The sequence below is a fragment of the Bifidobacterium aesculapii genome (assembly GCF_001417815.1).
GTDB classification, from domain to species: domain Bacteria; phylum Actinomycetota; class Actinomycetes; order Actinomycetales; family Bifidobacteriaceae; genus Bifidobacterium; species Bifidobacterium aesculapii.
On record NZ_BCFK01000003.1, the window covers coordinates 63,677 to 89,077 of the forward strand.

Consider the following 25,401-nt stretch of genomic DNA (forward strand, 5'->3'; position numbering starts at 1 on the left):
TCCACACTTCGGGTCCAGGAGGGTACTTGTGGCCTGTGTGGGGCGGGAGCGTTTCCTTGGCCGGGAGAGATCGGTCTCAACGGATCGAGGACGAATCACCCTGTCCCCCCTCGACCTGTTCCTCGACATTGGGGGATCGTTTCCAAGCGGACGGGCGCGGCTCTCATTCCCCGCCGACCCTTCCTCCCTCAACTGAGGGCAACCGGTTTCACCGGGTTGTGTGCGGAAAATCGTCCTCCCTCAACCGCGCAGAGGGCGGTTTCGGGGTTGAGGGAGGAACCCCGTTCCGCCCTCAACCCGGATTCCGGCCGGATCCTGGTTGAGGGCGGAATCCCCGCCAAGCAAGGATCACGCTCAATCGTTGGAAAATGGCGGTTTTGACGATGCCACGCCGAATATGCCACGTCGGCCCCGTGGGCCGGGTTCCTCCCTCAACCCGTAAAGTCAGCCTGCCGCAGTTGAGGGAGGAACCAATCTCCGTCAATCAACGCAGGACCCGTAGCCAAGTCTCAGGACATGCATCAGCCATCCACCCGGCTGGACGGGGCTCCTGTCCTCTTGAAATAGTGGTTTCATCAGGTTGGATGCGGCTCTCTTCCATCCCTTTCCCTCACCAAACTTCGGGCAATCGGTTCATTGGATTGGGGGGAGGAAGGATCTCCGTCGATTCGTGCTGATCATATCCATGTCTCAGACATGCATCAGTTACTCATGAGGACCTGACGGTGGTTCTTTCGCCTTATGCACTCCTGGGAAAGCTGATTCATCGGGTCGTGTGTTTGTGTTCAGGCTCTTCCTTTGTACGCGTGCGGCAGATTCGCCGCGATATGTACGGCCGCTATCGCCGTTTCGCACAGATGCGGAACGCGGCGGCGAGACTCGACCATCCGACCACGCAGATCACGACCATCGTAGCGAACACCCACTGCCCGCCCACGGCCGTCGCATGCATGAACGCGGGGGAGCCCTCCGAGCCGTGCCCGGCCTGGGCGACGGCGAGAATCGTCGAGAACAGCGCGGTGCCCGCCGCGCCGCCGAACTGGAGGGCCGTGTTGAAGATCGCATTGCCGTCGGGGGCGAAGCGGGGCGGAATCGCGCTCAGCGCACTCGTCATCACGTTCGCGTTGCCGAGCGCGTAGAAGAACCCGAAGATGAAATAGAACCCGGCGAGCATCGCGGGGGTGAGACGAAGCGCGAAGGCGAACAGCAGCACCGGGCCGAGCGTGGCGATGCCGAAAGGCACCAGAATCGGCTTCACCGCACCTAAACGGTCGTACAGCCAACCGCCGAGCGGCGCGCAGGCGGCGCCCACGAGCGCGCCCGGCAGCACCAGGGCGCCGGCGAGGAACGCGTTCGCGCCCAAGCCCAGCTGCGCCACGTTCGTGATCACGTAGCCGAAGCCGATGGCCACGATCGGCATGAGCAGATAGGCGACAAGATGCAGCAGCACCACCGGGTCGCGCAGCACGCCCAACCGCAGCAGCGGTGAGAACGCGCGCTTGGACAGCATGCAGAACGCCGCCAGCGAGGCGAGACCCACGACGACGCTCGCCACGGCGACGATCGCGGCGCGTGTCGCCGGCACACCGGCGACGGCATTGCTGACGGCAACGCCCGCCTGATTGAGTCCAAGCACCATGCCGACGAGCGCGATGACGATCGTGCCGACCTGCAACGGGTCGAGATAGGCCGCCTCGGTGGGGGACTTCTGCTCGATGCACTTCAGGCCGATTGCACAGGCGATGAGCATCAGCGGGATCGCGATGACGAAGATCGCACGCCACGGCAGCACCGTCGTGATCGCGCCGCCGACCGTCGGGCCGATGGCGGGCGCGACGGTGATGACGAGCGATCCGACGCCCATGAGACGCCCGATCTTCGAGCGCGGCGACTGTTCGAGGATGATGTTCATCATCAGCGGTGTCGCCACGCCCGATCCGACGCCTTGGATGATGCGCGCGACGATGAGCCACGGGAACGCGTTCGCGACGATCATGATTACCGAGCCGGCGAGCGCGAGCACGACGGCCGCGACGAACACCGTCTTGAGACGGAAACGCCGCTTGAGGAACGACGACATCGGCATCGTCGCCGCCACGGTGAGCAGGTAGATGGTGGTGATCCATTGGACGGTGGCCGTGTCGACGTGGAACTCGCGCATGAGCTGCGGGAAGAGCACCGTCATCACGGTTTCCGTGAGGATGCCGATGAAGGCGAGCGATCCGGTCGCGATGATCGCGCCGATCAGCCTGCCGGGGATGCGCTCGTCGGCCGCGACCGCCGAGTCCGTCTGGTTCGTCTTGTTCGTCGTCGTAGTCGTCTCGTTCGTCATATGGCGCCCGTCGTTCTTATTCGCGCACGAGACGGATGTGCTCGATGTCTCGGCGCTTGGAGGCGCGGTAGAGCGTGAACCGGTTGCCGATGGTCTGCACGACTTCGGCGCCCAGCTGGCCGGCGAGGTTCTCCGAGGCTTCCTTCGCGGTCAGTCCGGAGCCGTCCTGGACGCTGAACTTGACGAGTTCGCGGTTCTCGAGGGTTTCGCTCGACTGCTTGACGAGCGCGTCGGTCACGTCGTTCTTGCCGATGTTGATGAGCGGCTTGAGCGTGTTCGCCATGCCGCGCAGCTGCTTGATCTGCTTCTTGGTCAATGCCATTGTTCCGTCCTTGCTGGTCGTATGTGATCGTAATTTCGTTGAGCCGGTGGGTATTGTACCGGATGGGGTGGGGCGGTGCGGCCCGCCCCGGCGCGGCTCAGGCGAGCGCCTTGCGGATGCGGTTGATGCTGGCGGGGCGCGGGGTGCCGAGTTCCTGCGCCCACAGGCTCACGTAGAACTCCTCCAGCAGCCAGCGTGCCGCCTGCGCCTTGCGGTCGAGCTCCTCGTGGCGCGGTCCGGCCGGTTCGGCCTTGGCCTGGGCGAGCGCCTTGTCGACGAGCTGTTTCGCCTCGTCCGCCTCCCACGCCCAACGCACGTCCCTGTTGCGATCCGTCTTCGCCTTGGCGAGACGCAGCAGGTCGGCGTGCAGGTAGCGTTCGATGGATTTGAGCGAGGCCGGGGGAGCGGCGCCGATGAATCCGGGGAACACGAGGGTGGCGATGTGCGCGCGGATAGACTGGAGCACGGACAGCATCGGCAGGTCGGCCTTGCCGGAGACCGCCCGGTCCACTTCCGCGTAGCGTTTGAGGATCGCGATCACGTCGCGCGCGACCTGGTAGACGGTGTCCTCGAACACTTCGCGCACGTCGAGCACGGCGTTCGCCAGCGCGTCGTCGTCCGGCAGACGGTCCACGTCGGGCAGGAGCCGTTTGACGGCCGCCAGCTGGAGGTCGTCGGCGAGCGCTTTCGTGGTCTTGTAGGGGGCCGAGGCGAGCATGAGCGCCTCCGTGCCGAGCCAGCGCGACGAAATGCGCTCGTCGGGCAGGCGCAGTGCGTCGAGCGCGCCGTGCCACAGCATTGACGCGCGCGATTCGGTGGTCGCGCCGGCCTTGTGCAGCAGGTTCGCCTGTTCGACGAGCCTGCCGCGGTCCGCCGCCTCGTCGGCCTTCCTGCGCACGGCCTTGCGGGCGGAGGCTTTCGCCTCTTCGGCGAATCGGATCTGCAGCGCCTTGAGGTCCTTGCCCTGCCCGAGCGTTTTGACCGCGCCCCGCGCGCGCCGGCGCCCGGGTTTGGCCCCGTCGAGCGTCTGTTCGACGGCGAACGTCACGCGCAGGTACGGCGAGAGCCGGTCGACGAGTTCCGGGCCGAGCACCTGGGGGTGGATCTGCGCGCCGACCGTGGCGATCGCCGCTTTGGTGAACACGTGGGCGAGGTCGGGCCATGCCGTGCCACCCGTCGCGGCGGTCGCGTCGTCGTCCGTGCCGTCCGGCGGCAGGTTCGGTTTGCCGCGCGTGCCGGAGCCCGGCAGGTCGGGGTAGTGTGCGTCGATCCACGTGCGGATCTTGCGCGTGGCGTCCGGCGCGGGCACGAACTGCACGCGCAGTTTCTTCGGCAGCGCCTTGATCATCGCGAGGATGAGCTCGTCGAGCAGGCCGGGCACGTTCCACGTGAACTGTTCCGGGGTGACGCGCGAGAGCGCCTTCAACGGCACGTGCACGGTCACGCCGTCGAGCGGGTCGGCCGGATCGTACACGTAGCTCAGCCGCAGATCGATGGGCTGCCCGTCCGTGCCTAACGTATGCCAGTGGTCCGGATAGTCGTCGAGGCTCACCGATTCCGCCGACTGGAGGCGTTCCACCTTGCTCGGGTCGAAGTCGAGCAGCGTCGGGTCGTCGTCGTGCACGCCCTTCCACCATTTCGCGAGCGCGGCGACGCTCGTCACGTCGTGCGGGATGCGCGCGTTGTAGAAGTCGAACAGGTCCTCGTCGGACACGGTCTGCGCGACGTGGCGCGTGCGGTTCGCGTCGTCGGCCGCCTCCTCGAGCGTCTTGAGGTTGTTCGCGACGAACCCGTCGTAGCCGAACCGCTGCTGGATGTCGCCTTCCACGAGTCCCTGGCGCAGCAGGAAGTCGCGCGCCTCCATCGGGTTGATGCGACCCCACTGCACGGTGCGGTCCTGCACGATCGGCAGTCCGTACAGCAGCACGCGCGCCGTGGCGACGGCCGAGCCGCGCGAACCGGACCAGTGCGGTTCGGCGTACGTGGTGCGGGTGAGCGCGCCGGCCAGCGGCTCCGCCCACGCCGGGTCGATCGCGGCGGAGTAGCGCGCCCACAGGCGCGACGTCTCCACGAGTTCGGTCGACATCACCCAGCTCGGCGTGGCCTTGGCGACGGCCGAGGCGGGGAACAGGGCGAAATGGGTGCCGCGCGCGCCCAGATAGTCGTTCTTCGACATCTTCTGCGCGCGCTTCAACGCGCGTGCCCGCGCTGCACCCTTGAGATGCGCGTAGTCGGACGCCTTCGGTTCGCGCACGACCTGCATGCCCATCATCGACAGCAGGCCGGCGAGCATCGACTTGTGGATGCCTTCCGCGTCCCACGAGCAGCACAGGGCGTGCGCCGCCTGCTGGTTGATCGGCAGCTGGCGTATCTCGAGCCCGGCGCGCGAGGCGGGGAGCGGTTCGCCCACCTTGAACTTCATCTCACGGCACATCTGCTTGAGCTGGGAGACCAGATCCTTCCACTGGCGCATGCGCAGCCAGCTGAAGTATTCGGTCTTGCAGATGCGCCGAAGGGCGTTGTTGCTCGGCTCGCCGTCCGCCTGGAAGACACGGTCCCAGATGTTGAGCGCCGTGAGGAAGTCGGAGGTGGGGTCGGCGTAGCGGTTGTGGATGCGGTCGGCCTCCTCGCGCTTGTCGTCCGGGCGTTCGCGCGGGTCCTGCAGGCTCAGGAACGCGACCACGACGAGCACCGCCGCCAGCGTGTTGGGCGTGGTCGCGTTCGCCGCCTCGATGACCATGCGCCCCAGACGCACGTCGATGGGGATGCGCGCCAGCTGGCGGCCGATGTGCGTGAGCGTCACCTCGCCGCGTTTGCGCGCCACCGCCTTGAGTTCGGTGAGTTCGTTGAAGCCGTCGGAGACGGCCTTCACGTCCGGCGGGTCGATGAACCCGAAGCCGGTCACGTCGTCGGCGGTGCGCGCCACGCCCACGGACAGCATGTGCAGCACCACCGCGCCCAGCGACGTGCGCAGGATCTCCGGCTCCGTGAACCGCGGCCGCGTCTCGAAATCCTCGCGCGAATACAGGCGGATCGCGATGCCGTCCGCCACACGGCCGCAACGGCCAGAACGCTGGTTCGCGCTCGCCTGGCTGATCGGCTCGATGGGCAGACGCTGCACCTTCGCCGTCTTCGAATAGCGCGAGATGCGCGCCGTGCCCGGGTCGACCACGTAGCGGATGCCCGGCACCGTCAGCGACGTCTCCGCCACGTTCGTCGCGATGACGATGCGCTGGTGCGAGTGCGCCTCGAACACCTTGTGCTGGTCCGCGGCGGACAGCCTCGCGAACAGCGGCATGATCTCGATGGCGTCCGCGCGGCGCATGTCGTCGGCGCGCGGCCCGTAATGGTGGCGCAGCGCCGCCTCGAACTCGTGGATGTCGCGCTCGCCGGAGGCGAACACGAGGATGTCGCGCGGGCCGCGCTCATGCGAGGAGTGGATGACCAGTTCGGCGCAGGCGCGCGCCACGGCCGTCGGCATGTCGGTGATGCCCTCGTCCTCGTACGGGGCGTTGCCGCGCCCGCCCGCGGCGCGCGAGCCGTCGTCGGCGACCGCGTTCGCCAGATCGTCGTAGCCGGCGTCGCCGGGCCTCGCGCCCGTCGCGAACCCGGGCACCTCGCGCATGAGCGCGGGGGCCGTGCCGAGCGGCTCGTAGACGACCTGCACCGGGTAGGTGCGTCCGGACACCTCGATGACCGGCACCTTCTCGTGCAGCGCCTGTTCGAAGTGATGCTGGAACTTCTCCGAATCGATGGTCGCGGAGGTGATGACGAGCTTCAGGTCGCGGCGTTTCGGCAGCAGCGCCGTCAGATAGCCGAGGAGGAAGTCGATGTTGAGGCTGCGTTCGTGCGCCTCGTCGATGATGATGGTGTCGTAGCGGCTCAGCTGCGGGTCGCGCTGGATCTGCGCGAGCAGGATGCCGTCCGTCACGACGCGCAGGCGCGTGTTCGGCGAGCTCTCGTCGGTGAAGCGCACCTGATAGCCGATCTCATCGCCTAGACGCACGCCCATCTCCGATGCGATGCGTTCGGCGACCGTGCGCGCGGCGATGCGCCGCGGCTGGGTGTGCACGATCTGCCTGCCGTGCGTGCCGCGGCCGAGCTCCAGCAGGATCTTCGGCAGCTGTGTCGTCTTGCCGGAACCCGTCTGCCCGGAGACGATCACCACCTGCGACGAACGCACGGCCCGCGCGATGTCGTCGCGCGCCGCCGAAACCGGCAGTTCGGATGGATACTCGAAACGCATTGACCCGTCTTCCCGCCCCTGGCCGGGGCCCCGAGGCGGGAGTGAGCCTTGCCCGCCTATCGTTGGTTACGCAAAACCTCTATGATACGGAATCCCTTGGAACTGGCGTATTTGCCGACCGCGTAACCGTCGCCGAGCGCGTCCGCGAGCCACGGGATCAGCGAATCCGAACCGAGGTTGCGCTGCACCACGAGGTACGCGGCTCCGCCCTCCTTCAGGCGAGGCAGCCATGCCATGAGCAGCGTGTGCAGCGCCTCCTTGCCGATGCGGATCGGCGGGTTCGACCAGATCGCGTCGAACATCACGTCGTCGCCCAATGCCTCGCACGTCGCGGAAGGCTGCACGGCGAGCGGCGCGCCGGCGGCATCCGTCGCCGTCACGTGCACGTTGCCGAGCCCGTTGCGGCGCGCGTTCGCGGCCGTCAGGTCCAGCGCGCGCTCGTTGACGTCGACCGCCCACACCCGCGCGTCGGGCGAGGCCTTCGCCAGCGCCAGCGCGACCGGACCCCAGCCGCAGCCCAGGTCGAGCAGGTCGCCTTCGGCCGGCGGTTCCGGCGCGCGACGCAGCAGCACCGAGGTGCCGAGGTCGACGCGCGAGCCGGAGAACACCCCGTTCGAGGTCTCCACGTCCATCGCGTTGTCGCGCAATGTGACGTGCATCGTGCGCCGCACGTCCTTGGACGAGGGTTCTGCGGAGAAATACTGTTCGGCCATCGTTCATACTCCTTGCGTCGCCGGCCATGTCACCTCAATGATGATAATAAGGCATAAGTGAATCAGGGAATCCGACGAGGACGAGGTGACAGTGAGCCGTAGCGCCGCAACCAACGCATCATCCAACGAACCGACGACGGGCGAGAGGGGGGTGCTCGCCGAGGCGTCCGAGGTGCTGATCGACGACGCGACGGAGGCCGAACGTCTCGAACACCGCGACGAGGAATGGCGCGAACGAGAATCGCGCAACCAGCTCAGGCACGTCGCCGGACTCGGCGAGCTCAAGGACGTCACCGAGGTCGAATACCGCAAGGTGCGCCTCGAACGCGTCGTGCTCGTCGGCGTATGGTCCTCGGCGAAGACCACGCAGTCCAAGGCGGAGGAGTCGCTGCGCGAGCTCGCCGCGCTCGCCCAAACAGCGGGCGCCGAGGTGTGCGACGGTCTGCTCCAGCACCGGCTCAAGCCCGACGCGGCCACCTACGTGGGTTCCGGCAAGGCGAAGGAGATCGCCGACATCGTCGCGCGCGAGGAGGCCGACACCATCGTCGTCGACGACGACCTGCCGCCGAGCCAGCGTCGCGGTCTCGAGGACGCCGCCAAGGTGAAGGTCGTCGACCGCACTGCCGTGATTCTCGACATCTTCGCCCAGCACGCCACCAGCCGCGAAGGCAAGGCGCAGGTCGAGCTCGCCCAGCTCGAATACATGCTGCCGCGACTGCGCGGCTGGGGCGGGTCGCTGTCGCGTCAGGCGGGTGGCCGCGCGGCCGGCGCGGACGGCGGCATCGGCTCGCGCGGCCCCGGCGAGACGAAGATCGAGATGGACCGTCGCGTCATCCGCACGCGCATCGCGCGTCTCAAGCGGCAGATTCGCGAGATGGCGCCCGCCCGCGAGGTCAAGCGCGGCTCGCGCCGCCGCTTCGGCCTGCCCACCATCGCCGTCGTCGGGTACACGAACGCCGGCAAGTCGTCCCTCACCAACCGGCTCACCGGTTCCAGCGAACTCGTCGAGAACGCGCTGTTCGCCACGCTCGACACGGCCGTGCGCCGCGCGAAGACCCGTGACGGGCGCCTCTACGCGTACGTGGACACGGTCGGATTCGTGCGTCGCCTGCCCACGCAGCTGGTCGAGGCGTTCAAGTCGACGCTGGAGGAGGTCGCCGAGGCGGACGTGATCCTGCACGTCGTCGACGGCTCCCACCCGGACCCGTTCTCGCAGATCGACGCGGTCAACGAGGTGCTCGCCGGCATCGACGGCGCCGAGTCCATCCCGCGCATCATCGCGTTCAACAAGGCGGACATGTGCGACGAATCCGTTCTGGAGCGGCTCGCCGCGCTCCAGCCCGATGCGCACATCGTCTCCGCCGCCTCCGGGCTCGGCGTGGACGGGTTGCGCGCGGCGGTCGAATCGCTGCTGCCCGTGCCGAACGTCCACGTGGACGCGCTGCTGCCGTACGCGCAGGGCGCGCTGCTGTCGCAGGTGCGCGAATACGGGCACGTCGATGCGGTCGAATGGCGCGACGACGGCGTGCATGTCGTCGCCGACGTCGACGCGCATCTCGCCGCGCGCGTCGTCGCGGTCGCCGTGGACTAGCCGTCCGCACGGCGTGATGTGAGTTGTGCCACATTCGGGCCCGATAGTGCGTGTGAGCGGTAACAACGCTGCATTTGCAAGGTTTTCGTCAATCAGGGTTCGCGTTTTCGTCACATTGTCGGAGTACATTGGGTGCCGTTGGTTGAATGATGCCCGGGAACGGGCATTGACTCTAAGAGAGGTTCATTAACATGGCTGAATTGGTCAACAAGCCCACGAAGCTCGCTGTCATCGGCGCCGGCGCCGTCGGCTCCACCCTCGCCTTCGCCGCCGCCCAGCGCGGCATCGCCCGCGAGATCGTCCTCGAGGACATCGCCAAGGAGCGCGTCGAGGCCGAGGTGCTCGACATGCAGCACGGCTCCAGCTTCTACCCGACCGTCTCCATCGACGGCTCCGACGATCCGGAGATTTGCCGTGACGCCGACATGGTCGTCATCACCGCCGGCCCCCGCCAGAAGCCGGGCCAGTCCCGCCTTGAGCTCGTCGGCGCCACCGTCAAGATCCTCCAGGCCATCATCCCGAACCTGGTCAAGGTCGCCCCGAACGCCATCTACATGCTCATCACCAACCCGGTCGACATCGCCACCCACGTCGCCCAGAAGATCTCCGGCCTGCCCGAGCACCAGGTCTTCGGCTCCGGCACCAACCTCGACTCCGCGCGTCTGCGCTTCCTCATCGCCCAGCAGACCGGCGTCAACGTCAAGAACGTCCACGCCTACATCGCCGGCGAGCACGGCGACTCCGAAGTCCCGCTGTGGACCTCCGCCACCATCGGCGGCGTCCCCATGCTCGACTGGACCCCGCTGCCGGGCCACAAGGCGCTCGACGCCGACACCCGCGAGCAGATCCACCAGGACGTCAAGAACGCCGCCTACAAGATCATCAACGGCAAGGGCGCCACCAACTACGCCATCGGCATGTCCGGCGTCGACATCATCGAGGCCGTCCTCAAGGACTCCAACCGCATCCTGCCGGTGTCCTCCATGCTCAAGGACTTCCACGGCATCTCCGACGTGTGCATGTCCGTCCCGACCCTCATCAACCGCTCCGGCGTCAACACCGCCATCAACACCCCGGTCTCCGACAAGGAGCTCGCGGCCCTCAAGCGCTCCGCGGAGACGCTGAAGGAAACCGCCGCCCAGTTCGGCTTCTGATGAACAATCGCTCTACGGAGCGTCCTCTTCGTTACGGCGGGTTCGACGTACCTTCGTACGCCTTCACCAGCCGCGCCTTGAGGCCGCACGCGTAGAGCGATTCTTCATGTCCGGCAGGAATGGAGCGCCTTCCGCACCGTCTGGAGTTCGGCGTACCTTCGTACGCCTTCACTCCATACGACGCGGAATTCGCACGCATGCGGCGCTCATTTCATATGGATTGCCGCTCGCAGCGGGGTTCGACGTACCTTCGTACGCCTTCCCCTGCCGCGCCTTGAGGCCGCACGCGTAGAGCGATTCTTCATGTCCGGCAGGCGAGCACGCGCATGACAAAGCCCCGATCGATATGATCGGGGCTTTGCCGTTGCCGATGTACTTCAGACTTCCGTCGCCGAATCGGCATCGGGACGATGATCGGCGGCGTGCATCTCGGCGTCGGAGGGGGAGCGGTAGCCCTCCGGTTCGAGCTGGAACGTGGTGTGCGGGACCGACACGGGGAAATGCTCCCGCAAACAATCCTGCAGCTGTTCGAGGATGCCGGCCGCCTGCCTCATATCCAGACCACGATCCACCACCACATGCGCCATCAGGAACGGCATGCCGGTCGACACCGTACTCGCATGCAGGTCATGCACCGCCACCACATGAGGCACGCGCTCCAGATGCTCGCGCACCTTGTCGAGATCCAATCCCTCCGGCGTCTCCTCCAACAACACATGGACGGCATGACGCAGCAGCGTCGCCGCACGCGGAATCATCAGCAGCGCGATCACGCCGCCGGCCACCGCGTCGAACCCCGCCCAGCCAGTCGACATCATCACCAGCGCGGACAACACCACCGCGACCGAACCCAACGCGTCGTTGAGCACCTCGAGGAACGCCGCCTTCATGTTCATGTTGTCCTCGCGTTGCGAAGCGAGGATGAAGATCGACGCGACATTCGCCGTCAGACCGAGTATGCCGACAGCCAGCAGCAGACGCACGTCATCCACATCGTCCGGAGCGCCGCCGAACAGACGCATGCCCGCCTCGACCAGCGCGTACACGCCCACGATGAACAGCACCACCGCGCCGGCCGCCGCCGTCAGCACCTCGAGACGCGCCCAACCCCATGTGCGCGTGCTGCTCGGCTTACGACGCATCAGGAACGCCGTGACCGTCGAGGCGATGAGCACCGACATGTCGGTGAGCATATGCCCGGCATCCACCAGCAGCGCCAGCGAACCCGTCAGCACGGCGCCGACCACCTCCACCACGAACACCGAACCGGTGACCGCCAACGTGGCCATCAGCCGATGCTGATGCGCGGCCGCCCCATTCTCCCCGGCATCGCCCGACTGTGCATGCATGTGTGCCATATGCCCTCCCCACGCGGCCGCAATCGAGACCGCTTATCAATACCATTCGCGTTACGCCGCGAAAACCACAGGACCCCGGCCGAAGGCCGGGGTCCTGATGAACATGATGCACTGTAGCACAGTCGTCGGCGCGATCGCCAGAGCGTGCGGCGGATGCGCCGGGGATTCCGGGACGCTCGTCTACAGCCGGCGCAGCACGGTGACCACGCGCCCCATGATCGTCGCATGCGTGCCGTCGATCGGCGGATAGGCCGGGTTGTGCGGCATGAGCCATAGGTGACCGTTCTCGCTGCGGTAGGTCTTCACCGTGGCCTCGCCGTCCAGCAGGGCGGCGACGATGTCGCCGTTGACGGCGTCCTGCTGCTCGCGCACCACGACGAAATCGCCGTCGCAGATCGCCGCGTCGATCATCGAGTCCCCATGCACCTCCAACATGAACAGGTTGCCTCCAGGGCCCGTCAACCGTTCCGGCAGGCGCATGACGTCCTCCACGTGCTGTTCGGCGGTGATCGGCACGCCCGCCGCGATGCGCCCCACCAGCGGGACGTCGCGCGACTCGCGCACCGATGCCGGGGCGGGTGAAGGGAACGGCACGACCGTCGCCACCCCGGCCCGTGTCTCCTCCGGCGTCTGCCCGGCGCCGGATGGCGCCGCGGCCGATGCCGGAGCGATGCCGGCCTGCGACGGGAAGAGTATCTCGATGGCGCGGCCCTTGTTCGCATTGAGCCGGACGAAACCCTTCTCCTGCAACGTCTGCAACTGGTGCTTCACCGACGAGGGGCTTTTCAGGCCGGTCGCCCTGCCGATGTCGCGGAACGACGGCGAGAACCCGCGTTCGTTCTGGTACGAGCTGATGGCTTCCAGAATCATGCGCTGGCGTTCCGTGAGCTGGCTGACGTCCGGCTCGCCGGTGCCCTGTGGTCTGAACGGTATCGTGCTCACGGAGTGCTCCTTTCTGGCGTTCATCCAAGGATAACGCCCTGCGGCTTGTGTGGCAAAACAAATGTTCGACACGGCGAGTTGCACGAATCGAACAAATGTGCCACACTTACAACAGGTGTTCGATGTACATATGTTCGAAAGGATGTGGTGGTCATGGGTGGAAGCATGTCCCGCGTAATCATGCGCGTGGCCGTGGTGGCCGTCGCGGCGGTCCTGATCGCTCTGGCGGCGGATTGGATGATGCCGCAGGGCGCATCAGGCGCCGGCACGCCTATGGAGGTGACGAGCTATACGGTGCAGCCGGGCCAGTCGTTGTGGACGTACGCGGAGATGATCACCCCAGAAGGAGGGGACGTGGCGGCGTCGGTGGACGAACTGATGCGGATCAACGGCATGGAGGATGCGAACCTGCGCGCCGGGCAACGCATCGTGGTCCCGGAACAGTGAGGCCGGCGCGTCGAAACCCCGTCGTCGCCGCGAGCGCCGTAGGTGACGGTATGGTGGTAGACATGCATTGCCCGTATTGTCACCATGCCGAGACCAAGGTCATCGAGACCCGCGTCAGTGAGGACGGTTATTCGATTCGCCGCAGGCGCATGTGCCTGCATTGCAGCAAACGCTTCACCACATTGGAGACCACCATGTTGCTGGTGGAGAAACGCTCGGGGAGCCTCGAGCCGTTCAACCGCGACAAGGTCATCTCCGGTGTGCGCAAGGCATGCCAGGGCCGTCCGGTCCGGGAGGACGACCTGCGCAAGCTCGGCCAACGGGTCGAGGAGTATCTGCGTTCCACAGGCCAGGCGCAGGTCACGTCGGACGAGGTGGGCAAGGCCATCCTCAAACCGTTGAGGGAGTTGGATCAGGTGGCCTATCTTCGTTTCGCCAGCGTCTATCAGAACTTCGAGGATCTGTCCGACTTCCAGCGTGCCATCGACGCGTTGAAGGGGCAGTGAGTCGGCGGATGTACGTAAAGCAATACGGCAGGCCCGCGATGCCATCGTGAGATGGTATCGCGGGCCTGCCGTATGTCGTCGTTCGGCGTGGATCTGCGGTCGGGAACCACCGGTCATGCCGAACGGTGTGGCCCGCGCGGCATGACGCCCAGCCGGACCACGTGCGGAATCGTCAGGAGATCACGCGCATGCGGATCGTGCCTTCGATGGATCGCAACGCCTCCAACGCCTCCTTGGACGGGCGCTGCGCCACATCGGTCACCACGTAGCCGAGTTCGCCCTCGGTGCCGAGGGACTGGGCCGCGATGTTGATGTTCTCCTCGCCCAGCACGCGGTTCACCCGCGCGAGGACGCCCGGCAGGTTCGCATGAAGGTGCGCGATGCGCACCGTGCCGCGGTTCGCCCCCAGATTGATCTGCGGAAGATTCACCGACAGCGAGGTCGATCCCTTCTCCCAGTAGTCCTCGAGGCGCTGCGAGACGAAGTGGCCGATGGACTCCTGCGCCTCCAGCGTCGAGCCGCCGATATGCGGCGTCAGGATCATGTTGTCCTCGTCCGCCAGCGGCGTCTCGAACGGGTCGCCGGTCTTCTTCGGCTCCACGGGGAACACGTCGACCGCCGCGCCGGACAGATGCCCCGAATCGAGGTGCCTCTTGAGCGCGTCCAGATCGGCGATGAAGCCGCGCGAGGCGTTGATGAAGATCGCATCCTGCTTCATGTGGGCGAACTGGTCGTCGCCGAAGAAGCCCGTGTTCGACTTGCGTCCGTCGACATGGACGGTGACCGCGTCGGACTGTTCGAGCAGCTCGTTCAGGGTCTCGCAGCGCACCGCGTTGCCCAGCGCAAGTTTCTCCTCGACGTCGTAGAACAGCACGCGCATGCCGAGCGCCTCGGCGAGCACGCTCAGCTGGGAGCCGATGTTGCCGTATCCGATGATGCCGAGCGTCTTGCCGCGCACCTCGTGCGAGCCGCTGGCGGACTTGTCCCACATGCCATGCTTGAGATGATGGGTGTGCGCGGGGATGCGGCGCATGAGGCAGATGATGTCGCAGATCACCAGCTCCACGACGGAGCGGGTGTTCGAATACGGGGCGTTGAACACGGCGATGCCGCGCTGCCCCGCGTAGTCGAGATCCACCTGGTTGGTGCCGATGCAGAAGCATCCGACCGCGGACAGGTTCGGCCGGGCGTCAAGGACACGGCGCGTGACGGTCGTCTTGGACCGCACGCCCACCACGTCGACGCCGTCCAACGCGTCGATGAACTCGTCCTCGCTCAAGGCCCCCTTCATGGTCTCGACTTCGAACCCATGATCGCGCAGCGACTTGGCCGCATCCGGGTGAATGTTTTCCAATAACAGTGCTTTAGGCATGTTCCCTACCTTAGAGTTCCAGATCCTTTTCGTCCATCGCGGTCCGAACGATGGTCAGACGCTGCGTCGGCCTCGTCATCGCCACATACAAGTCGGAAGCCGCCACCAGACGGCTCGGGGCCTCGCCGTCGATGAGCCCCGGTTCGACAAGCACCACCGCATCGTATTCGAGGCCCTTGACCGTCTCCGTGCCGCACACGTCCACCTGCCGCTCCCACACGTCCTGTGCGGCGAGACGTTCCGCCTCGTCGGCGCCGAGCGTGCCGGGGAGCGCGGCCGACACCGCGTCGCGCAGACGGCCGATCATCGATTCCGGCGCGATCACGGCCACGCGGCCCGTGCCGTCCTTCGCGACGAACCGTGACGCCAGCGCGCATGCCTCGGTGGCCACGGCGTCGGCCAGATCGTCGCGGGAGGGCACCGTGACGCGCGCCACGGAGTCGGGGATGCGCCGCACCGCGTGCACGGTGGAGATGTACAGTCCCTGCGATTCGGCGAATCGGCCCGCCAGATCGGACACCTCCTGCGGGTTGCGGTAGTCGATGGTCAGCTCGTTGAGGTCCCAGCGGCCGCGCCCGAAGAGACGGTCCATCGTCTTCGGCCACGAGCGGGTGCCGCCCAGGGCGCTCGTCTGCGCCACGTCGCCCACGATCGTGAACGAGCGTGACGGGCACCGGCGCAGCAGCATGCGCCAATCCATGGCGGTGAGCTCCTGCGCCTCGTCTACGACGATGTGCCCGTACGTCCATTCGCGGTCGCGTCCCGCGGCCTGGGCCGTGGCCTCGCCGTCCGGCCCGTTGATCTGGTCGAGCAGCATCTGGGAGGTGACCAGCCCGTTGCCGATGCCGTTCTGTTCGAGCGTGTCCTGCGCGAACCGCAGCTGCTCGGCCTGGGCCGCCTCCTGCTGGCGGCGTTTCGAGGAGAGCTTCGGGTCGTCGCCGAGCAGCTCCAACGCCTCGTCGAGCAGCGGCACGTCCGAGCGGGTGAGCAGCGCGCCCTTCGCGCGCGTCAGCTCGGCCACCTCGTCCTCGTCGAGCCACGGGGCGTATCGGCGCAGCTTCGCCGGCTTGGAGAACATGTCGTCGATGAGCCACCGTCCGGTCATCGGCAACCATGCGAGGTTGAGCGCCACACGCACCTTGTCGTTCATGCGCAGCAGCGAGACCGCGCGGTTGACCTCTTCCTGGTCGGGCGTGTAGTCGAGCTGCTCCTCGTAGCGGATGCGCATCGCGGAGATCATCGATTTGACGAACGTCTCGCGCGCCTTGTTGTGCGGCTGCCGCGTGCGTCGCGCGTCGGCGATGGCCTGTTCGACGTCTGCCGCGAGCATGGGCACCGTGATGCCGTTGACCTGCACGGTCGGCAGATCGGCGGGGACGCGTTCGCGTGCGGCCACGGCGTTGCGCACCGCGTCCGCCATGCGGCGCTCGCCCTTGATTTTGGCGGCGAGCGGGGAGTCCGCGGCATCGGCCTCGACGCCGGGGATGAGGTCGCCGATGGTGCGCGACACGACGCCGGTCTCGCCCAGCGAGGGCAGCACCTGGTCGATGTAGTGCAGGAACGTCGGGCTCGGGCCGACCACCAGCACGCCGGAGCGTTCCAGCGTGCGCCGGTGCGTGTACAGCAGGTATGCGGCGCGGTGCAGCGCGACGGCGGTCTTGCCGGTGCCGGGGCCTCCCTGCACGACGACCGCGCGGTCCATCGCCGAACGGATGATATGGTCCTGCTCGGCCTGGATGGTGGCGACGATGTCGGTCATCTTGCCGGTGCGCCGCGAGCTCAGGGATGCGAGCAGCGCGCCCTCGCCGGTCAGGGTGCCCGAGGCCGACGCCTCGCCGACCTGGTCGGAGTGGATGTCCAGAACCTCGTCCTCGAGCGCGACGACGTCGCGGAAGCTCAGGGTGATGTGCCGGCGCATCACGATGTCGCCGTGATGGGAGGGGGTCGCCTCATAGAACGGGCGGGCGGCGTCGGCCCTCCAGTCGGTGAGCATCGGCACGTGGCGTTCGTCGGACAATCCGATGCGCCCGATGTAGCGCCTGCCGCCGGAGCGGTCGTCGAGACGGCCGAACACGAGGCGGTCCTCCACCGCGCGCAGCTGCGTGAGACGGTCCTCGTACATCGTGGCGAACGAGTCGCGCTCGGTGCGCTGGGTGGGCGAGCCATGCGACCCGGCCGCCCGTACGGCGTCGAGACGCTGCCTGGCCTCAGCGCGCAACGCGTCCAGACGATCGTATGCGCGGCCGACCGCGCGCTGCTCCTCCTCGATCTGAGAGGCATAACCCGACATGTGTTGCGTTTCCCCTTGTTTCTCGTCTTGTGGTGGTCTCTTGAAAACTCGAGTATTCCAATCTACCCCCCGCCCCCAACGAGGCGACGCCCCCGACCGGGTGCGCGAGGTGAATTTCGCGTGAATTCGCGCGTCGGGGCGGCGACTGCTCCGCGAGCGGCATCCCTCGCGGCCGCCCGTAAAAGCGGGAATTGTGTGATTGCGTGGGGAGGAATGGGGGAAAGTGGGGTAGAGTGGGGAAGCAGTGTGGACGTGGTGTACCCGAGTGTGGCGCGAAGGAGGTGGGGCGGATGACCGGCGAGACCATGAACGGCATGGCGGACAACGGATTCGACCCCTCGACTGCGTACCCCGGGTACGGCATGGCCGGGGCGTACATGCCCATGGGCCAGCAGCCCATGGGCGTCCCCTCCGCCCAACCTCAATCCCAGCCGCAGGCGCAGCCCATGCCCGCGGCGATGCAGGCGCAGCCCCAGATGGCCCCCATGGCGCAGATGGGGCTGCCTCCGCTCATGCTCGGCACCTACACGCCCAAGATCGACGCGAAGGGGCGCATGGCCCTGCCCGCCAAACTGCGCTCCCAGCTCGGCACCGGACTGGTCATGGCGCGCGGCCAGGAGCGTTGCGTGTACCTGCTGCCCGCGATGGAGTTCCGGCGCATCGCCATGCAGATCCAGCGCACCTCGATGGGCGACAAGGCGGCGCGCGACTACCTGCGCGTCTTCCTGTCCGGCGCGGTCGACCAGGATCCGGACAAGCAGGGGCGCGTGCTCGTGCCGCAGATGCTGCGCGACTATGCGAACCTCGGCGATGACATCGTCGTGATCGGCGTAGGCACCCGCGCCGAGATCTGGAACCGCGAGGCGTGGGAGGCGTATCTCGCCGACAAGGAGCAGGGCTATGCCGACATCGCCGATGACGTCCTGCCGGAAGTGGGGCTGTGATGGCGGCGACCACGAACGACACCGATACGAACGACATCAGGGAAACGACCGACACGAACGACATGACCGACGCGAACAACAGCATGACCACCATGACCAGGCACGAGCGAGGCGCGGCGAATACGGACGCCGAACGCGTCAGACAGCTAGGAGGCATCCACCAGCCGGTCCTGCTCGACGAGTGCGTGCGTCTGGTCACCTCCGGACTGGCGAAGACCAAGGCGCCCGTCATCGTCGACTGCACGCTCGGACTCGCCGGGCACGCCACGGCCTTCCTCAAAGCGGCGCCGCACGCGCGTCTGGTCGGCATCGACCGCGACGCCGAGGCGCTGGGGCTCGCCACCGAGCGCATGGAGCGCGAGGGGCTCGCCGAACGGTTCGTCCCCGTGCACGCCGCCTTCGACGGGTTCACGGACGCCCTGGACGCCCACGGCATCGGCCGCGTGGACGCCGCGTTCATGGATCTGGGTCTGTCGAGCCTGCAGATCGACGAGACCGACCGCGGCTTCTCCTACTCGCACGACGCGCCGCTCGACATGCGCATGGACGTCGGCCAGCCGCTGACCGCGGCCGTGGTGCTCGAACGGTACGACGAACGCGCCCTGACGCGGATCTTCCGCACCTACGGCGAAGAGCGCTTCGCCCGGCAGATCGCACGCCGCATCGTCGAACGCCGCGCGCAGGAAGGGCCGCTGGCCACGTCCGCGCAGCTCAACCAGCTGGTCGACGAGGTCGTGCCCAAGGCCCACCGCCCGGCGGGCAACCCCGCGAAACGCGTGTTCCAGGCCCTGCGCATCGAGGTGAACGGCGAACTCGACAAGCTCGCGCGCACACTGCCTCAGATCGCGTTGCGGCTCGCTCCCCATGGGCGGATCGTCGTCGAGTCCTACCACTCGCTTGAGGACAAGACCGTCAAATCGTTCATGGCGCAGGGCCTGACCGCCGACGTCCCCCCGGACATGCCCATCGTGCCGGTCGAGGCCCGTCCGTTCTTCCGCGCGCTCACGCGTGGCGCGCTCAAGGCCGATGCGGACGAGATCGCCGCCAACCCGCGTTCCGCGTCCGTCCGGCTCAGGGCGGTGGAACTGGTCAGACCATTGCCGCAACACGTCGTCGAGCGGTTCGGCGACGCGGCGCTCGCCCGGGAGCGGAACCACCGCAGGCAGGGAAGGAGGAACTGACATGACGTCTCCAGCACGTACGTCGCGCTCCAGCGCCTCCCGTAGGCCGGAACCCGCATCGAGGCCCGCGCAGCGGCCTGAGCTGCGCGTCGTGAACGGCGGTGCCGACGCGGCGGGGAAGAGCCTCACCGCCGGTTTCGGGCGGATGCTGACGTGGATGCGCGCGCGTTCCGCCCCCATGGTGCACATCGTCGTCGCGGTGACGTTTCTCGTCGCCACGCTCTTCGGCGCGCTCATGCTGCGCACGCAGATGGTGAGCAACGCCTTCGAGACCTCCAAGCTGGAGAACTCCATCAGCCGTCTCACCCAGGACGTGCAGGACAACCAGGCCAGACTCGACCAATTGGAGGCGTCGTTGCCCCAGAAGGCCAGCGACATGGGCATGGTGCCGCAATCCGGCTCCGTGACCATCGACCTCAACGGGTACCAGGAACCCAAGGAAGGCGGACGATGATGGGCAAACGGCTCAAAGCGTTCCAGCAGGCCCATGGGCTGGACGGCTTCGCGGTCAAATCCCTCGCCATGGGACTCGTGTTCGCAGTGATTGCGGCGGCATGCCTCGGCCAGCTCGCCCTCGTCCAGCTGCTGGAGGGCAAGGCCACCGCGCAGGCCGCCACCAACGCCCGCACCGTCAAGGTCGTCACCACCGCCAACCGCGGCAGGATCCTCGACGCGAACGGCACCGTGCTCGCCCAGAGCGTCGAACGGTACAACATCATCGGCGTGCCGGACGCCGCCACCGCGTTCACCCCCGTGGCCTGCGGCTCGAAGCAGGCCGAGACGCTCGGATACTGCCATCAGATCGACGGCAAGCCGGTCGGCGCCACCGGCGCCGCCGCCGTGGCCAGGCTTCTCGCGCCCGTGCTCGACATGGACGCGATGGAGCTCGGCGCCCGGCTCAACGGCACCGGCCAGTACGCCGTCATCAAGAAGGACGTCACGCCTCAGGTCAAACGCCAGATCGACAAGATGGGCCTGTACGGCATCGTATACGGCGAACTCAGCAGCGAGCGCGTCTACGCGGAGAACACGCTGCTCGGCGCGCTTCTCGGCGGCGTGAACTCCGACGGCCACGGAGCCGCCGGACTCGAACAGACCTTCGACAAGACGCTCAGCGGCACCGACGGCTACACCGTGTACCAGCGCGGCGGCGGCGGCCAGGTCATCCCCGGCACCGTCACGGAATCGAAGGACGCCGTCGACGGCAAGGATGTGACGCTCACCATCGACGCCGACGTCGACTGGTACGTCAAGAAGGTGCTTTCCGAAGGCGTCGAATCCAGCAACGCGCAGTGGGGCATCGCCGTGGTCATGGACACGCAGACCGGCGGCATCGTCGCGCTCGAGGACTCCGACCAGATCAAGGCCGGCTCCGACGAGGCCAAGCTCAGCGTCTCGCGCGCGGTCAGCCAGACCTTCGAGCCCGGCTCCATCGGCAAGGTGCCGGCTCTCGCCGCCATCCTGCAGAACGGCGCGCACAAGATCACCGACAAGTTCACCGTGCCCTACGAGTACACGAAGAGCAACGGACAGAAGTTCCATGACGCCGTCGAACACGGCAACGAGCATTGGACGCTCGCAGGCATCCTGCAGAACTCCTCCAACGTCGGCATGGTCATGGCCTCGCAGAACGTGAGCTCCCAGCAGCGCTACGACATGCTCACCAAGTTCGGCATCGGCCAGCCGACCGGCTTGAACCTGCCCGGCGAGTCCAAGGGCGTGCTCGGCACGCCGGAATCCTGGGACGGACGCACCCGCGACACGGTCCTGTTCGGTCAGGGCTACACGGTCAACGCGCTGCAGCTGACCCGCGCCGTCTCGGTCATCGCGAACGGCGGCGTCATGCGTCAGCCGTCCATCGTGAAATCCGTCACGGACGCCGACGGGCACGTGACCGGGAAGACCGGCGACGCCGGCACGCGCGTCATCGACGAGAATGTATCGAACGAGATCAGGAACGCGATGGAATCGGTCGCGGAGGAATACCGGAAGACGGCGGGCGTCAACGGGTACCGTGTGGCGGCGAAGACGGGCACCGCGGAGGTCGTCGGCGCGACCGGCCAGCTCACGTCCATCATCGCGGACTTCTCCGGCATCATCCCCGCCGACAACCCCCGCTACGTCGTGACCGTCGTCATGCTCGACCCGGACGGCATGTATGGTGGAACCACATCCGGCAAGCTGTTCGCGCAGATCGGTGAATTCCTCATGCAGAAGTACGAGGTGCCGACCTCCGCGCCGCGCACGGATGCTATTCCGGTTGACTGGTGACGGTGGAACCGCCGATGCGGCACGGGTGAAAGGGAGACTATGAGCGTAGTGAGCGAATCCATCATGCAGCGTATGACGCTCGGCCATCTCGTCGAGCATTACGGGTGGGAGCTGGTGCCGCCGTTCGCGGGGGACGTGACCGTCACCTCGCTCGCCGACGACATCGATTCCGTCGTGCCGGGCGCGCTGCTGTGGTCGTCCTCGGACGTGGACGTCGACCTCCTGCGCCGGGCGCGCCGCCGTGGCGCCTACGCGGCGATCGTGCCGGAGCACTCGCGCGCCGCGCTGCCGGCGGAACCCGACATGCCGGTCCTGTTCGCCTCGCCTACCGACGAGGAGCTCGGCACGCTCGCCGCGCAGATGGCCGGCAACCCGGCGAACACGCTTGCGGTGTTCGCCGTGAGCGCCGGAACGCCGCAGGAGAGCGTCGCCGTGGCGGACAAGCTCGCTCGGTTCCTGCACATGCTCGGCAACCCGGTCGGCGTGGTCAGCGTGGGCGGATCGTATTCGCTGGAACGGGAACTGGACCTCGACTACCCGCTCGGCGTGCTTGACCTGCAGCGCACGCTCGCCGTGTGCGCGGAGGACGGAGCCGCCGCCGTGGTCATCGCGCTCGACGACCTGACCGTCTCCGCGCACGCGCTGGAGTCGGTCAGCGTGGACGTGTTCGGCTCGTCGACGCCCGCGCCGGCGAACGCCGACCACGCGGTGATCGAACGGATGCAGCGTGAATACGGGTTCCGCTGCGACGAGCAGATGCGCGTCACCAGCAGGACCGAGGAATCGGACACGCTCACGAAGCTCGCGCCGAACTCGGACGATCCGCAGGAGCGTTCGAGGCTGTCGCTGGCCATCGCGATGGTGCTCGCGGCGGGCGTGCGGCGCAACAACATCCGCAACGCGCTGCGCGTGGCGAACGACCTCGGCTGACGGATGGCCGACGAGGCGCGGGCGACGGGCGCATCGCGTGAGACATACGAATGGAACCGGATACATGACAATGAGGAGTGGAATTTGACGGACAGCACTGACGGCACGATGATGCCGATGACCATCGCACTGATCGCCGAGGCCACGGGAGGACGCATCGTGCCCCCGACGGGCGGCGCGCAGGTGCCTCAGGCCGTCGCGACCCATACGGTCAGCGATTCGAGGCTCGTGGGGCCCGGCGGCGTGTTCGTCGCCATCAAGGGCGAGCGCGTCGACGGGCACGACTTTGTGGCGGGTCTCGGCGCGCGCGGCGCCGTGGCGGCGATCGTCGACCATGAGGTCGCCGGCTCCGACGTCACGCAGATCGTCGTGGCGGACACGGTGGCCGCCCTCGGCGACCTCGCCCGGCGCGACATCGAACTGCGAAGGGAGTCGGGGGAGCCGTTCACGCTCATCGGACTGACCGGTTCCGTCGGCAAGACCACCACCAAGGACCTGCTCAAGGCGCTGCTGTCGACGATGGGGCCGACCGTCGCGCCCGTCGGCTCGTTCAACAACGACATCGGCCTGCCGCTCACCGCGCTCAAGGTGGGGGAGGGCACCCGCTACTTCGTGGCGGAGATGGGCGCCAACCACGTCGGCGAGATCGCGGGTCTGACGTCCATCGCCCCGCCGGACATCGCCATCGTGCTCAAGGTGGGCGTCGCGCATCTCGGCGAATTCGGCTCCGTCGAGCGTATCGCGCAGGCGAAGTCCGAGATCGTGCGCGGTCTGCGGCCCGAAGGCGTCGCCGTGCTCAACGCGGACGACGCGCATGTGGCCGCCATGGCGTCCATCGCGCCCGGCGAGGTGCTGTGGTTCGGCGCCGACCCCGCCCATGCCGGCGAGGATGCGCTCACCGCGCGCAACATCGTGACGGACGACGCGGACAGGGCGTCGTTCGACCTGGTCGCCGCCGACGGCTCCACGGCGCACGTCGCCCTCGGCATCCCCGGCGCGCACAACGTGATGAACGCGCTGGCCGCGGCCACGGTGGCCCGCCGTCTCGGCATGGCGCTCGACGACATCGCCCGCGTACTCGGCGAGCAGAGGCGCATCAGCCCGCACCGCATGGCCGTGTCCACGGTCGACGACGCCGGTGCGCGGTTCACGCTCATCGACGACTCGTTCAACGCGAACCCCGATTCGATGAAGGCGGGTCTCGACGGTCTTGCACGATGGGGCTCCGGCGCCGCTACGGCACCGTACCGCATCGCCGTGCTCGGTGCGATGCTGGAGCTCGGCGGCGACGAGGATGGGCTGCATCGCGCGATCGGCGCATACGCCGCCGGTCTGGGCGTCGACCATGTCATCGCCGTCGGCAGCACCTCCGACCCGAGACTCGACGAGCTCGCCGGCGCGTTGGCGCAGGGTGCGCTGCAGTCCGGCATGGACGGCGCCGACGTGGACCACGTCCACGACACCGCCGCCGCCGAATCCATCGTCGGCAGGCTCGCGTCGGAGCATCCGGTCGCCGTCGTGCTGCTCAAAGGCTCGCACGCCTCGGGACTGAGCGCGCTGGCCTCGCGCTGGGCGCCCGGCGAATAGCGCATACGCCACCGGCAACAGGCCAATGGAAGGACGTCGGACGCCATACGGCGCCGCAGACAGGTAGGAGAAGGAACAGCAAGTGATCGCGCTCATCATTGGAATCCTCGTGTCGCTGATCGTCACGATCGTCGGCACGCCGATGCTCATCAGACTCGTGCACAAGCTCCACTACGGGCAGTACATCCGCCAGGACGGACCGCAGTCGCATCTGGTCAAGCGTGGCACGCCGACGCTCGGCGGCGTCGTCATCAACCTCGCCATCCTGCTCGGCTGGGGCGCCTCCGCGCTATACCGGTACCTGCGCAACGGCGACGTGCCGTCGTGGTCGGCGGTGCTCGTCCTCTTCGCCATGCTCTCGATGGGTCTGCTCGGCTTCATCGACGACTTCGCCAAGGTCCGCAAGAAGCAGAACGAGGGCCTGACGGTGCGCGGCAAGTTCATCGGTCAGTTCATCTTCGCCACCATCTACGCGGTGCTCGCGCTCATCATCCCCACCAAGAACGGGTTCCCCAGCGCACAGGCCGGCATGAGCTTCATCGAGAAGCCGTTCCTGAGCTTCGACTTCGCAGGGCGCGCCGTCGCCATCGTGATCTTCGTGATCTGGGTCAACTTCCTCATGGCCGCGTGGACGAACGCCGTGAACCTCACCGACGGTCTCGACGGCCTGGCGGCCGGCTCGTCCATGATCGCGTTCACCGGCTACGGCGTCATCGCGTTCTGGGAGAGCTACCACCTGAAGGGCGCGGGCCACTCCGGATTCGCCTACGGCGTCTCCGACCCGCTCGATCTGACCATCATCGCCGTCTGCGCGGCCGTCACCTGCATCGGGTTCCTGTGGTACAACACGAACCCCGCGGAGATCTTCATGGGCGACACCGGCTCGCTCGCCCTGGGCGGCCTGTTCGCCGCGCTCTCCATCGCCACCCACACCGAATTCCTCGCCGTCATCATCGGCGGCCTGTACGTCATCGAGGCGATGAGCGACGTCATCCAGGTCGGCTACTTCAAGGCGACGCACAAGCGCGTGTTCAAGATGGCCCCCATCCACCACCACTTCGAGCTGTGCGGATGGCAGGAGTCGAAGGTCGTCGTGCGGTTCTGGATGATCGAGCTCATGTTCGTGCTCATCGGCCTCGTCGTCTTCTACGGGGACTGGGTCACCCGTTCCGGACTGCTCTTCAGCTGAACCGGCGTAACATTCGCTTGGAACAA

Annotated in this window: 19 protein-coding genes; 11 read left to right on the top strand and 8 right to left on the bottom strand. The window is 67.2% G+C overall.

Annotation, left to right across the window (positions count from 1 at the left end; all coding sequences use genetic code 11):
- Positions 1-838 precede the first annotated feature (838 nt).
- From BFAL_RS00445 to BFAL_RS00460, 4 genes are all read right to left on the bottom strand, one after another.
- Positions 839-2,332, bottom strand: a complete 1,494-nt coding sequence (locus tag BFAL_RS00445; protein ID WP_055426486.1) for an MFS transporter — start codon at positions 2,330-2,332, stop codon at positions 839-841.
- 16 nt (positions 2,333-2,348) lie between these two features.
- Positions 2,349-2,654, bottom strand: coding sequence for a YhbY family RNA-binding protein (locus BFAL_RS00450; protein ID WP_055426487.1), 306 nt, complete (start codon positions 2,652-2,654; stop codon positions 2,349-2,351).
- Between the two features lie 97 nt (positions 2,655-2,751).
- Positions 2,752-6,900 carry a DUF3418 domain-containing protein gene (locus tag BFAL_RS00455; RefSeq protein ID WP_055426488.1) on the bottom strand — a complete coding sequence of 1,383 codons (4,149 nt, stop codon included), beginning with the start codon at positions 6,898-6,900 and terminating at the stop codon, positions 2,752-2,754.
- Positions 6,901-6,956: 56 nt separating this feature from the next.
- Positions 6,957-7,613: a class I SAM-dependent methyltransferase gene (locus tag BFAL_RS00460; RefSeq protein ID WP_055426489.1), complete on the bottom strand. Its 657-nt coding sequence runs from the start codon at positions 7,611-7,613 to the stop codon at positions 6,957-6,959.
- Between the two features lie 91 nt (positions 7,614-7,704).
- Here BFAL_RS00460 and hflX point away from each other — a divergent pair, with 91 nt between their 5' ends.
- Entirely contained in the window at positions 7,705-9,204 is a 1,500-nt protein-coding gene (gene hflX, locus BFAL_RS00465; RefSeq protein WP_055426490.1) for a GTPase HflX, read from the top strand.
- A gap of 191 nt (positions 9,205-9,395) precedes the next feature.
- A complete protein-coding gene (locus BFAL_RS00470) occupies positions 9,396-10,358 on the top strand; it encodes an L-lactate dehydrogenase (RefSeq protein WP_055426491.1) in 963 nt (320 codons plus the stop codon).
- 377 nt (positions 10,359-10,735) lie between these two features.
- Here BFAL_RS00470 and BFAL_RS00475 read toward each other — a convergent pair whose 3' ends face one another.
- Together BFAL_RS00475 and lexA are read right to left on the bottom strand one after the other, a co-directional pair.
- Positions 10,736-11,716, bottom strand: a complete 981-nt coding sequence (locus BFAL_RS00475; RefSeq protein WP_055426492.1) for a cation diffusion facilitator family transporter — start codon at positions 11,714-11,716, stop codon at positions 10,736-10,738.
- A gap of 180 nt (positions 11,717-11,896) precedes the next feature.
- Positions 11,897-12,658, bottom strand: a complete 762-nt coding sequence (gene lexA / locus BFAL_RS00480; RefSeq protein WP_055426493.1) for a transcriptional repressor LexA — start codon at positions 12,656-12,658, stop codon at positions 11,897-11,899.
- A gap of 153 nt (positions 12,659-12,811) precedes the next feature.
- Here lexA and BFAL_RS00485 point away from each other — a divergent pair, with 153 nt between their 5' ends.
- Both BFAL_RS00485 and nrdR read left to right on the top strand, forming a co-directional pair.
- On the top strand, positions 12,812-13,105 hold the full coding sequence (locus tag BFAL_RS00485; protein ID WP_055426494.1) for a LysM peptidoglycan-binding domain-containing protein: 294 nt from the start codon (positions 12,812-12,814) through the stop codon (positions 13,103-13,105).
- Positions 13,106-13,167: 62 nt separating this feature from the next.
- On the top strand, positions 13,168-13,611 hold the full coding sequence (gene nrdR / locus BFAL_RS00490) for a transcriptional regulator NrdR (RefSeq protein ID WP_055426495.1): 444 nt from the start codon (positions 13,168-13,170) through the stop codon (positions 13,609-13,611).
- A 172-nt stretch (positions 13,612-13,783) separates the two neighbouring features.
- Here the strand turns inward: nrdR and serA are convergent, their stop codons facing one another.
- A complete protein-coding gene (gene serA / locus BFAL_RS00495) occupies positions 13,784-14,983 on the bottom strand; it encodes a phosphoglycerate dehydrogenase (protein WP_055426496.1) in 1,200 nt (399 codons plus the stop codon).
- Between the two features lie 10 nt (positions 14,984-14,993).
- Entirely contained in the window at positions 14,994-17,273 is a 2,280-nt protein-coding gene (locus BFAL_RS00500) for a HelD family protein (RefSeq protein ID WP_055426497.1), read from the bottom strand.
- Positions 17,274-17,719: 446 nt separating this feature from the next.
- Between BFAL_RS00500 and mraZ the strand changes: the two genes are divergently transcribed.
- From mraZ to mraY, 7 genes are all read left to right on the top strand, one after another.
- The gene (mraZ, locus tag BFAL_RS00505; RefSeq protein WP_055426575.1) at positions 17,720-18,217 is read left to right on the top strand and encodes a division/cell wall cluster transcriptional repressor MraZ; all 498 of its coding nucleotides are present in this window, start codon (positions 17,720-17,722) and stop codon (positions 18,215-18,217) included.
- Between the two features lie 92 nt (positions 18,218-18,309).
- Positions 18,310-19,398, top strand: coding sequence for a 16S rRNA (cytosine(1402)-N(4))-methyltransferase RsmH (gene rsmH, locus BFAL_RS00510; RefSeq protein WP_082440234.1), 1,089 nt, complete (start codon positions 18,310-18,312; stop codon positions 19,396-19,398).
- A 1-nt stretch (position 19,399) separates the two neighbouring features.
- Complete coding sequence (gene ftsL, locus BFAL_RS00515) at positions 19,400-19,852, top strand: cell division protein FtsL (protein ID WP_055426498.1); 453 nt, start codon at positions 19,400-19,402, stop codon at positions 19,850-19,852.
- Positions 19,852-21,669: a peptidoglycan D,D-transpeptidase FtsI family protein gene (locus tag BFAL_RS00520; RefSeq protein WP_152973441.1), complete on the top strand. Its 1,818-nt coding sequence runs from the start codon at positions 19,852-19,854 to the stop codon at positions 21,667-21,669. The genes ftsL and BFAL_RS00520 overlap by 1 nt, the downstream gene beginning before the upstream one ends.
- Positions 21,670-21,708: 39 nt before the next feature.
- Complete coding sequence (locus BFAL_RS00525; protein ID WP_055426500.1) at positions 21,709-22,599, top strand: hypothetical protein; 891 nt, start codon at positions 21,709-21,711, stop codon at positions 22,597-22,599.
- Positions 22,600-22,707: 108 nt separating this feature from the next.
- On the top strand, positions 22,708-24,186 hold the full coding sequence (locus BFAL_RS00530; RefSeq protein ID WP_055426577.1) for a UDP-N-acetylmuramoyl-tripeptide--D-alanyl-D-alanine ligase: 1,479 nt from the start codon (positions 22,708-22,710) through the stop codon (positions 24,184-24,186).
- An 82-nt stretch (positions 24,187-24,268) separates the two neighbouring features.
- A complete protein-coding gene (gene mraY / locus BFAL_RS00535; RefSeq protein ID WP_055426501.1) occupies positions 24,269-25,375 on the top strand; it encodes a phospho-N-acetylmuramoyl-pentapeptide-transferase in 1,107 nt (368 codons plus the stop codon).
- Positions 25,376-25,401: the final 26 nt, after the last annotated feature.

Bases quoted from the DNA above. Each gene is read 5' to 3' on its own strand.
- BFAL_RS00460 (WP_055426489.1), bottom strand. From the start codon at position 7,613: ATGGCCGAACAGTATTTCTCCGCAGAACCCTCGTCCAAGGACGTGCGG.
- BFAL_RS00485 (WP_055426494.1), top strand. From the start codon at position 12,812: ATGGGTGGAAGCATGTCCCGCGTAATCATGCGCGTGGCCGTGGTGGCC.
- BFAL_RS00450 (WP_055426487.1), bottom strand. From the start codon at position 2,654: ATGGCATTGACCAAGAAGCAGATCAAGCAGCTGCGCGGCATGGCGAAC.
- BFAL_RS00470 (WP_055426491.1), top strand. From the start codon at position 9,396: ATGGCTGAATTGGTCAACAAGCCCACGAAGCTCGCTGTCATCGGCGCC.
- mraZ (WP_055426575.1), top strand. From the start codon at position 17,720: ATGCCCGCGGCGATGCAGGCGCAGCCCCAGATGGCCCCCATGGCGCAG.
- BFAL_RS00500 (WP_055426497.1), bottom strand. From the start codon at position 17,273: ATGTCGGGTTATGCCTCTCAGATCGAGGAGGAGCAGCGCGCGGTCGGC.
- BFAL_RS00520 (WP_152973441.1), top strand. From the start codon at position 19,852: ATGGGCAAACGGCTCAAAGCGTTCCAGCAGGCCCATGGGCTGGACGGC.
- BFAL_RS00525 (WP_055426500.1), top strand. From the start codon at position 21,709: ATGAGCGTAGTGAGCGAATCCATCATGCAGCGTATGACGCTCGGCCAT.
- ftsL (WP_055426498.1), top strand. From the start codon at position 19,400: ATGACGTCTCCAGCACGTACGTCGCGCTCCAGCGCCTCCCGTAGGCCG.
- rsmH (WP_082440234.1), top strand. From the start codon at position 18,310: ATGACCAGGCACGAGCGAGGCGCGGCGAATACGGACGCCGAACGCGTC.
- BFAL_RS00455 (WP_055426488.1), bottom strand. From the start codon at position 6,900: ATGCGTTTCGAGTATCCATCCGAACTGCCGGTTTCGGCGGCGCGCGAC.
- BFAL_RS00445 (WP_055426486.1), bottom strand. From the start codon at position 2,332: ATGACGAACGAGACGACTACGACGACGAACAAGACGAACCAGACGGAC.
- BFAL_RS00475 (WP_055426492.1), bottom strand. From the start codon at position 11,716: ATGGCACACATGCATGCACAGTCGGGCGATGCCGGGGAGAATGGGGCG.
- BFAL_RS00530 (WP_055426577.1), top strand. From the start codon at position 22,708: ATGATGCCGATGACCATCGCACTGATCGCCGAGGCCACGGGAGGACGC.
- nrdR (WP_055426495.1), top strand. From the start codon at position 13,168: ATGCATTGCCCGTATTGTCACCATGCCGAGACCAAGGTCATCGAGACC.
- serA (WP_055426496.1), bottom strand. From the start codon at position 14,983: ATGCCTAAAGCACTGTTATTGGAAAACATTCACCCGGATGCGGCCAAG.